This window comes from Acidiluteibacter ferrifornacis (assembly GCF_009909615.1).
Classification (GTDB): domain Bacteria; phylum Bacteroidota; class Bacteroidia; order Flavobacteriales_E; family Vicingaceae; genus Acidiluteibacter; species Acidiluteibacter ferrifornacis.
Genome location: NZ_WWNE01000018.1, coordinates 1 through 7353, shown reverse-complemented (window position 1 = coordinate 7353; position 7353 = coordinate 1). Strand labels below are relative to the sequence as shown.

Below are 7353 nucleotides of genomic sequence, written 5' to 3'. Positions count from 1 at the left end.
TTTCTATAGCCCCGGAATTGGAATGACCGACTACGAATTAATTCACACCAATATTCCTAGTGAAATCTATAACGAACAATGGAAAATGATTGTTTATGGAAGAAACAATCCCATGGGTAATAGTATTGATCAAACCGACCCTGTAAATAGTATAGGTAACAGAGCAGACGAATATTTTAACAATCCAAGATAACTTAATATTTTACCCTTTCCATAAGTTTTATTAAATGTCAAAAGATCTAGCGATTGTTATTCTTAATTGGAATGGCATTAATCATCTGAAAACTTTCTTGCCTTCAGTAATCAAAAATTCTACAGCGCATCGTGTAGTTTTGGCCGATAATGCCAGCACCGACGAATCTATTGAATATGTCACGACCCACTTCCCTACTGTAGAAATAGTCGAGAATCAGGAAAATGGAGGATTCGCAAAAGGATATAATGACGCTTTAAAAAAAATAGATGCAACATATTATTGCCTTTTAAATTCTGATGTAGAAGTAACACCGGGTTGGACGAATAATCCGTTGAAACTCCTACAATCAGATGCAAATATTGCAGTTTGTCAACCTAAAATTATGGACTATACGAATCGCAACTATTTCGAATATGCTGGTGCAGGAGGCGGATTCATCGATCAATTAGGATATCCATTCTGTAGAGGTAGAATTTTCAACACTTTAGAAGTCGATAAAAATCAATACGATGATACCGTTGAGATATTTTGGGCAACAGGTGCTTGTATGTTTATTAAAGCAGATTGCTTTCATAAAATAGGTGGATTTGATGCGTCTTATTTTGCGCACATGGAGGAAATTGACCTTTGCTGGAGGTTGAAAAACGAGAATTATAAAATATTTTATACCGGACAATCAACAGTTTATCACTTAGGAGGTGGAACTTTATCAAGCTTAAGTCCAAAAAAAACCTTCCTAAATTTTAGAAATAGTTTGATAACGCTCTACAAAAACGAACATGTATCAACGGTAAAAAGAAAAGTGTTTTGGCGGATGTGTTTAGATGCCATTGCTTTTCTAAAATTTGTTCTAGAAGGAACCCCTTCCCACGCCATTGCAATATTAAAAGCGCACCAATCGTTTTATCAGTTAAAACGGAATATCCCTCATATGGGTCAAAATAATATAAAAACCCACGACCAAATATTCCAATTATCAATAATTAAGGAATATTTCATAAAAAAAATTCATTATTACTCCGACTTAAAAAATGGTAAAAGCGCTGCTGTGAAATAGTCGGGAGCTGATATGGGTCGGTTCCTTTTCATATCGACAAAAACTAACTCCACCCATCCCCTATTGATCAATTCCGTTTTTGCATTGAATGTTTTGAATTCAAACTTTAATTTGGCGGTAGGCAATTCAGTTATTAACGTCTCTATGGTTAATAAGTCGTCATAATAAGCAGGTTTAAAATAGCGAGTTTTAAATTCTCTTACAGGTAGCATAACACCACTTTCTTCGAGTGATTTATAGGACAATCCAATCGACCTAAGCGACTCGACTCTAGCTACTTCAAAATAAGAAGCATAATTTCCATAATAAACATATCCCATCTTATCTGTTTCTGAATATCTTACTCTTATATCTATGTTATGACGGTACATACTATATTTTTTTGTTAAATTTAGAATCGAAAATAAGGCAATTTAGGATTAGTTGAGGTTATGTTCCAAACATTTTTTTCAAAATACTTTTTTCTAAAAAATCAATAGCGAAATCGTTTTTTTCTTAACTATTTTAATGCAATATTTGCCCAAGTTTTGAACAAGGAATGAACTGGTATTTTATTTTGAGATTTCAGCAATACATATTCATTCAATTCCTAAAAACGGTCAATTAATTTTGACAAAAAAATAATAAAAGTTAATAACTTCAGGTTATTACTATTAAACTCTGGTTTTTTAGTAGTACCTCATATTGAGTAAAAAGAACATGACAAACAACTATTTAGAAGCTTGGAGCAATTGCTTAGAAATTATTAAGGATAACGTTAGTCTACAAAGCTTCAAGACATGGTTTGAACCCATAAGACCTGTCAAACTTCAAAATAGTGTTTTGACGATTCAAGTACCTAGTCAGTTTTTCTACGAATGGTTAGAAGAACATTATATTACTCTTCTTAGAAAAACAATAAAAAAGGAATTAGGCGCAGAAGGAAAGTTAGAGTATAGCATTGTAATGGAAAACGGCACTTCAAACTCTAAGCCCTATACTGTAAAAATTCCAACGACCAATCGTCAAGCATTAAAGAATGATCCTGTTTCCGTCCCTTTAGATGTAAACAAAGACCACCCTATAAAAAATCCTTTCATCATTCCAGGATTAAAAAAGATTCATATCGACTCTCAATTAAATCCTAACTATTCTTTTGATAGTTTTATTGAAGGTGATTGTAATCGACTTGCTCGCTCTGCTGGTTATGCAGTTGCTAAAAACCCAGGAGGAACTGCGTTTAACCCTTTGCTGGTATATGGTGGTGTTGGTCTCGGAAAAACACACTTGGTTCATTCGATAGGAATTGAAATTAAAAATCAACATCCTAACAAAACAGTACTTTATGTTTCATCTGAAAAATTTACTCATCAATTCATTGATGCTGTAAGAAATAATAATCAGAACGACTTTATCCACTTCTATCAAATGATAGATGTGTTAATCATTGACGATGTTCAATTTTTCTCAGGCAAAGAAAAAACACAAGATGTATTCTTCCATATTTTTAATCACCTTCACCAAACAGGTAAGCAACTTATCTTAACATCTGATAAAGCTCCTGTTGAAATGCAAGGAATGGAGCAACGTTTGTTGTCTAGATTTAAATGGGGTTTATCCGCAGACCTACAAAGCCCAAGTCTAGAAACAAGAATTGCAATTTTAGAAAACAAAATGTATAATGAAGGATTGGAACTACCAAAAGAAGTAGTTGAATATCTTGCATATAGCATTACTACAAATATTCGTGAACTTGAAGGGGCATTGATATCATTGTTAGCTCAATCATCATTGAATAAAAAAGCGATTACTTTAGAACTTGCCAAACAAATGATAGACAAGTTTGTAAAGAATACAGCTAGAGAAGTTTCAATCGATTATATCCAAAAAGTAGTTTGTGATTATTTTGATTTACCGATTGAATTATTGAAATCGAAAACTAGAAAAAGAGAAGTTGTGCAAGCTAGACAAATTGCAATGTTCTTTGCCAAAAGAATGACCAAGTCTAGCTTAGCAAACATTGGAATGCACTGTGGCGGGAAAGACCACGCAACTGTTTTGCACGCTTGTAAGACTGTAAACAACTTAATAGATACTGATAAAAGGTTTAGGACTTACATTGATGAATTAGAAAAGAAAATAAGTATTCAGTAATACGTTGAGATAATAGTATAAATAGGAATTAGAGGTAACTTTAATTCCTATTTATGTTTAAAAAAGTGAGCAATATGAGAGTATTAATGGTCTGTTTAGGTAACATTTGTCGTTCCCCCATCGCAGAAGGTATTTTACACCACCAAATAGAATTAAAAAAACTTGAAATGACTGTTGATTCAGCAGGAACATCCGACTATCACATTGACGAATCTCCAGACTCAAGAGCAATTGCTGTTGCTAAAAAAAATGGCATCGATATTTCAAACCTTCGAGGACGACAGTTCACAGTAGACGATTTTGACCAATTTGATGTCATATTTGTGATGGATTATAGCAATTATGAAAATGTGATAAAACTTGCTCGATCAGAAGAAGACAAAAACAAAGTTCAACTAATTCTTAACCAAATCTACCCGAATGAAAACCAGTCGGTACCCGATCCTTATTTTGGAGGAGATGAAGGTTTCGATTCAGTTTTTAACATGCTTGATGCCTCTATAACTAATTTCATCAATAAGCAGTTATGAATAATCAAAAAGGAGATTTATATTTAATCCCTAATCTGCTTGGTGGAGGAAATCCTGACCAATATTTAGGAAAGGAGTTATTCTCAATCATTCAGAAGCTCACGCATTTTATTGTAGAAAACGAAAAAAATGCAAGACGCTATTTAATAAAATTAGGAATCCCAACACCTATCGATGATTTAAATTTTTTTATACTGAATAAACATACAGACCTCAATGACCTCCACTCTTATATTAAGCCATTAAAAGATGGAATTTCTATGGGTTTGATTTCAGATGCCGGCTGTCCAGGAGTTGCTGACCCTGGAGCTGAAATTGTTAAAATTGCTCATCAATTTAATATTCCAGTTCGGCCACTCATAGGACCTTCCTCTATTCTACTAGGTCTGATGGCTAGCGGGTTTAATGGCCAATCATTTTGTTTCCATGGTTACTTGCCTCACGATAGTGCTCAGCGAATTAAGCAACTTAAATCAATGGAGTTAACCGCCAAAAAGGAAAAACAAACCCAGCTTTTTATTGAAACTCCTTTTCGTAATGAAAAACTCATTGAGGAATTAGTTAGAACCTTAGACAAACAAACGATGCTTTGTGTAGCTGCCGATTTAAGTTTAGAGTCAGTAACTATTGTTAGTCAAAATATAGGTTCTTGGAAAAAAGGGCGACCAAACTTCCATAAGCGTCCTGCAATCTTTTTAATTTTCTAGTCTGTGATGGTAGAGCGTCAATCCTGCAATTGGTTTCTCCAATACCATAGAAATATTAACCTCAAACTCAGTAGCGACTTCCTTTATAATATCTGAATAATAAAAAGCTACAGAACCTACTAGCGCCAATGGGTAATTCTTATAGTCAGGAATCTTGACAATTATAGATTCAAAAAGTTCCGTAAAATTTTCTTTCAATAGTTTGACTACAAAAGGGTTTTCTCGATTTTGAAAAGCAAATTGACTGAAACTCGCAATAAAACGATTAGGCAAAGGCTTGCGATAGATTCCATCCAAAATCATCTCTTGAGTTAATAAGTATCTCTTCTGGAAACGATTCAATAACTCTTCAGGCATCTCTTTATACAAGTAACTTTTAAGAATTCGTTTACCAATTGAAACTCCAGACCCTTCATCACCCAGTACATAACCCAATGAAGGAATGGGCATATCGACATCCGTCCCATTATAGAATCCTGCACTACTTCCTGTACCCAATATAGCGACCATCCCTGAGGTATTATTTAAGGTTGAACGAGCTGCAGCCAATAAATCATGACCAATCTCAATGCACACCTCTCCAAAAACTTCTTTGAATATCAGCATCATTTCTTCCTTTTTTGAAGCTGAAGAACATCCTGCACCGTAAAAAAATATAGAATCAACTTTACCTTTTAATTGCGGAAGTAGGCTTTGTTCTAATTCCAATAAAATACTTTCGGCAGTATGGTGAAAAGGATTCAGACCCTTCGTAACAATTTGACTTACTTCATCAGACTTTGAATTAATGAACCTCCAATCTGTTTTTGTAGAACCACTATCTGCTATTAAAATATAACTCATTACCGCCTTACTGTTTAATATTTAATTCTGCTTCCAAAACTTGAGCTTGCTCTTCAATTACTATAACATGTGCTTTGTAGGGTTCAAAATTAGCAACATAATCGACTTTATTCACCTTTGCCAAGAACCATTGATGATATAAGATCAATTCAGGCGAATCTATTTTCCATCTTAAATGATCCTCCATTGATGCTAAGCGTTCAAACAATGTAGCCTCCTTCTTATAGGTTTTACTAAAATCAAATTGATTCCTTTCTAGGGAAATAAGTGATTGCAAAATCAAGCTATCTCGCGTTCGGATATCCTTTCTTTGACTGGTACGTTCTATATACTTTCTGAAATTCTCTATATCATAATCAATCAAGCTATACTTTTCCGTTTCTATATCACACATGATCCGCATGATTCGAATCCAAACATTGTAGCCTTCTTTATCCTTTTCTATCTCTTTAGTGTCATTAAACTCTACTTTGGCGCTTTTATAGTCCTTTAGTGTGAAATATCCCATTCCTAAAAAATATCGAAGCTTAGTACGACGGTAATCAAATTCAGAGTAAAAATCCAATTGGGATAACTTTATTATTGTATTCTTTAACTCTTCAATTCGATTCAGATAGAACAACACTTCCAATTGAAGTTCTCTTATTAAATAGTAATTAAGCGTTTTATTAACGAAAAACCCTAGACCCTCCTCACAATAATTCAAAACTTGCTCAAAATCAATTGTTTTAAATCTATTTTCAGCCAATTGGAGATATATTAACCCTATTCTATTCTTCCCATATAATGCCTCAGATCTCTTCACGAAATAAAGAAAATCATTCCCTACCGAATCCACTTTACTGAAGTTTTTCAACTGCTGAAACAATTCCATTTCCAATAAAAACTGATACATGTATATGTTGGCTGATCGAGTTCGTTGATATTGTACCTTTAGCTGATTGATGTATTTCTTTAATCTTGCTATGTAATCCACCCCCTTTAGTCCTTTAAAATCTACCTCAGCATAAAAAGCTCTGTACCAATCTTTGGCATTATAGAGTCCAATTCTACAATCTTCATAAAAAATAATTTCCTCTGAAATTTTTTCATATTCCTTCAATCCCTTGGTTAAGCCTACCAACCCTTGCTTAACATAAAGCGCTTCCAATAAATCATCATACAATTCATAGCGTTTAGACAGCTTAATAACTTCATCATAAATATCAAGTGAAATGTCCACCATTCCTCTAGAATGTAAAACAAACGCAGAAACCAACATCTTCTTTAACTTCAACTTATATTTAAAGGCAGAGTTAACCGTTTCTTCTCGATCAATATTCACATCCAAAATTAACGTCTCCAGTATTTTACTCTTTAACTTATAAATCACTCGATTAAATGAACCATCAGTTGACTTTTTAGAAATTAACGTTTTAAACTCGTAATAATTTACTTCCTGTTTATTCAGTAAAAAAAATAGCAATTTTTTTTGCTTATTCACTTTGTTAAAGTTGGATCTCGTACTTGCGGTTAGTTTTTTAATCACTTCAATTTCAGCTGAACTAAGCTTACTTACTAGCTTTTGTAACTTAATTAACTCCTCTTCTGCTTTCATTCTATTGCGCAACAATATACAGTAGCAATATACTTAATAATTAGATTGAACGATAATAAAAACAGAAATATTAACACATTTCAATACGCTCGTATTTTGGCAAAATGTCCATTTAAACACTGTTCATTTGTCGCAACTTTGTATCATCAAAAAACAACAACTTAACTCTTAAACACCATGATCAATTTAATTAGTATCCTTATTTCCCTTTTAGGCTATGGAACTCCAGCCGATTTTGAAAACTACACCGAACAACAACTGAATACTGAAATTCAGCAAGCGCAAAACCA

At 33.5% G+C, this 7353-nt stretch carries 8 protein-coding genes; 5 read left to right on the top strand and 3 right to left on the bottom strand.

The annotated features are described in order from the left end of the window. The coding region (locus tag GQN54_RS14025) for a hypothetical protein (protein ID WP_160634197.1) at nucleotides 1–193 on the top strand (193 nt) is incomplete at its 5' end. Nucleotides 194–227: 34 nt separating this feature from the next. Then, nucleotides 228–1253 carry a glycosyltransferase family 2 protein gene (locus GQN54_RS14020; RefSeq protein ID WP_160634196.1) on the top strand — a complete coding sequence of 342 codons (1026 nt, stop codon included), beginning with the start codon at nucleotides 228–230 and terminating at the stop codon, nucleotides 1251–1253. Here GQN54_RS14020 and GQN54_RS14015 read toward each other — a convergent pair. Beyond that, nucleotides 1211–1624, bottom strand: coding sequence for an acyl-CoA thioesterase (locus GQN54_RS14015; RefSeq protein ID WP_160634195.1), 414 nt, complete (start codon nucleotides 1622–1624; stop codon nucleotides 1211–1213). The two genes, GQN54_RS14020 and GQN54_RS14015, sit on opposite strands and share 43 nt — an antisense overlap. Nucleotides 1625–1952: 328 nt before the next feature. On the opposite strand from GQN54_RS14015, the gene dnaA reads away from it, so the two are divergent. From dnaA to GQN54_RS14000, 3 genes are all read left to right on the top strand, one after another. Continuing rightward, complete coding sequence (gene dnaA / locus GQN54_RS14010) at nucleotides 1953–3386, top strand: chromosomal replication initiator protein DnaA (protein ID WP_160634194.1); 1434 nt, start codon at nucleotides 1953–1955, stop codon at nucleotides 3384–3386. Nucleotides 3387–3460: 74 nt separating this feature from the next. Further along, a complete protein-coding gene (locus GQN54_RS14005) occupies nucleotides 3461–3916 on the top strand; it encodes a low molecular weight protein-tyrosine-phosphatase (protein WP_235933090.1) in 456 nt (151 codons plus the stop codon). Beyond that, nucleotides 3913–4623 (top strand): SAM-dependent methyltransferase, encoded by a 711-nt coding sequence (locus GQN54_RS14000; protein WP_160634193.1) that lies wholly within the window; start codon nucleotides 3913–3915, stop codon nucleotides 4621–4623. The genes GQN54_RS14005 and GQN54_RS14000 overlap by 4 nt, the downstream gene beginning before the upstream one ends. On the opposite strand, the gene GQN54_RS13995 is transcribed toward GQN54_RS14000, so the two are convergent. Both GQN54_RS13995 and GQN54_RS13990 read right to left on the bottom strand, forming a co-directional pair. Further along, complete coding sequence (locus GQN54_RS13995; RefSeq protein WP_160634192.1) at nucleotides 4612–5466, bottom strand: N-acetylglucosamine kinase; 855 nt, start codon at nucleotides 5464–5466, stop codon at nucleotides 4612–4614. The genes GQN54_RS14000 and GQN54_RS13995 overlap by 12 nt on opposite strands. Before the next feature lie 7 nt (nucleotides 5467–5473). Next, a complete protein-coding gene (locus GQN54_RS13990) occupies nucleotides 5474–7063 on the bottom strand; it encodes a hypothetical protein (RefSeq protein WP_160634191.1) in 1590 nt (529 codons plus the stop codon). Nucleotides 7064–7353: the final 290 nt, after the last annotated feature.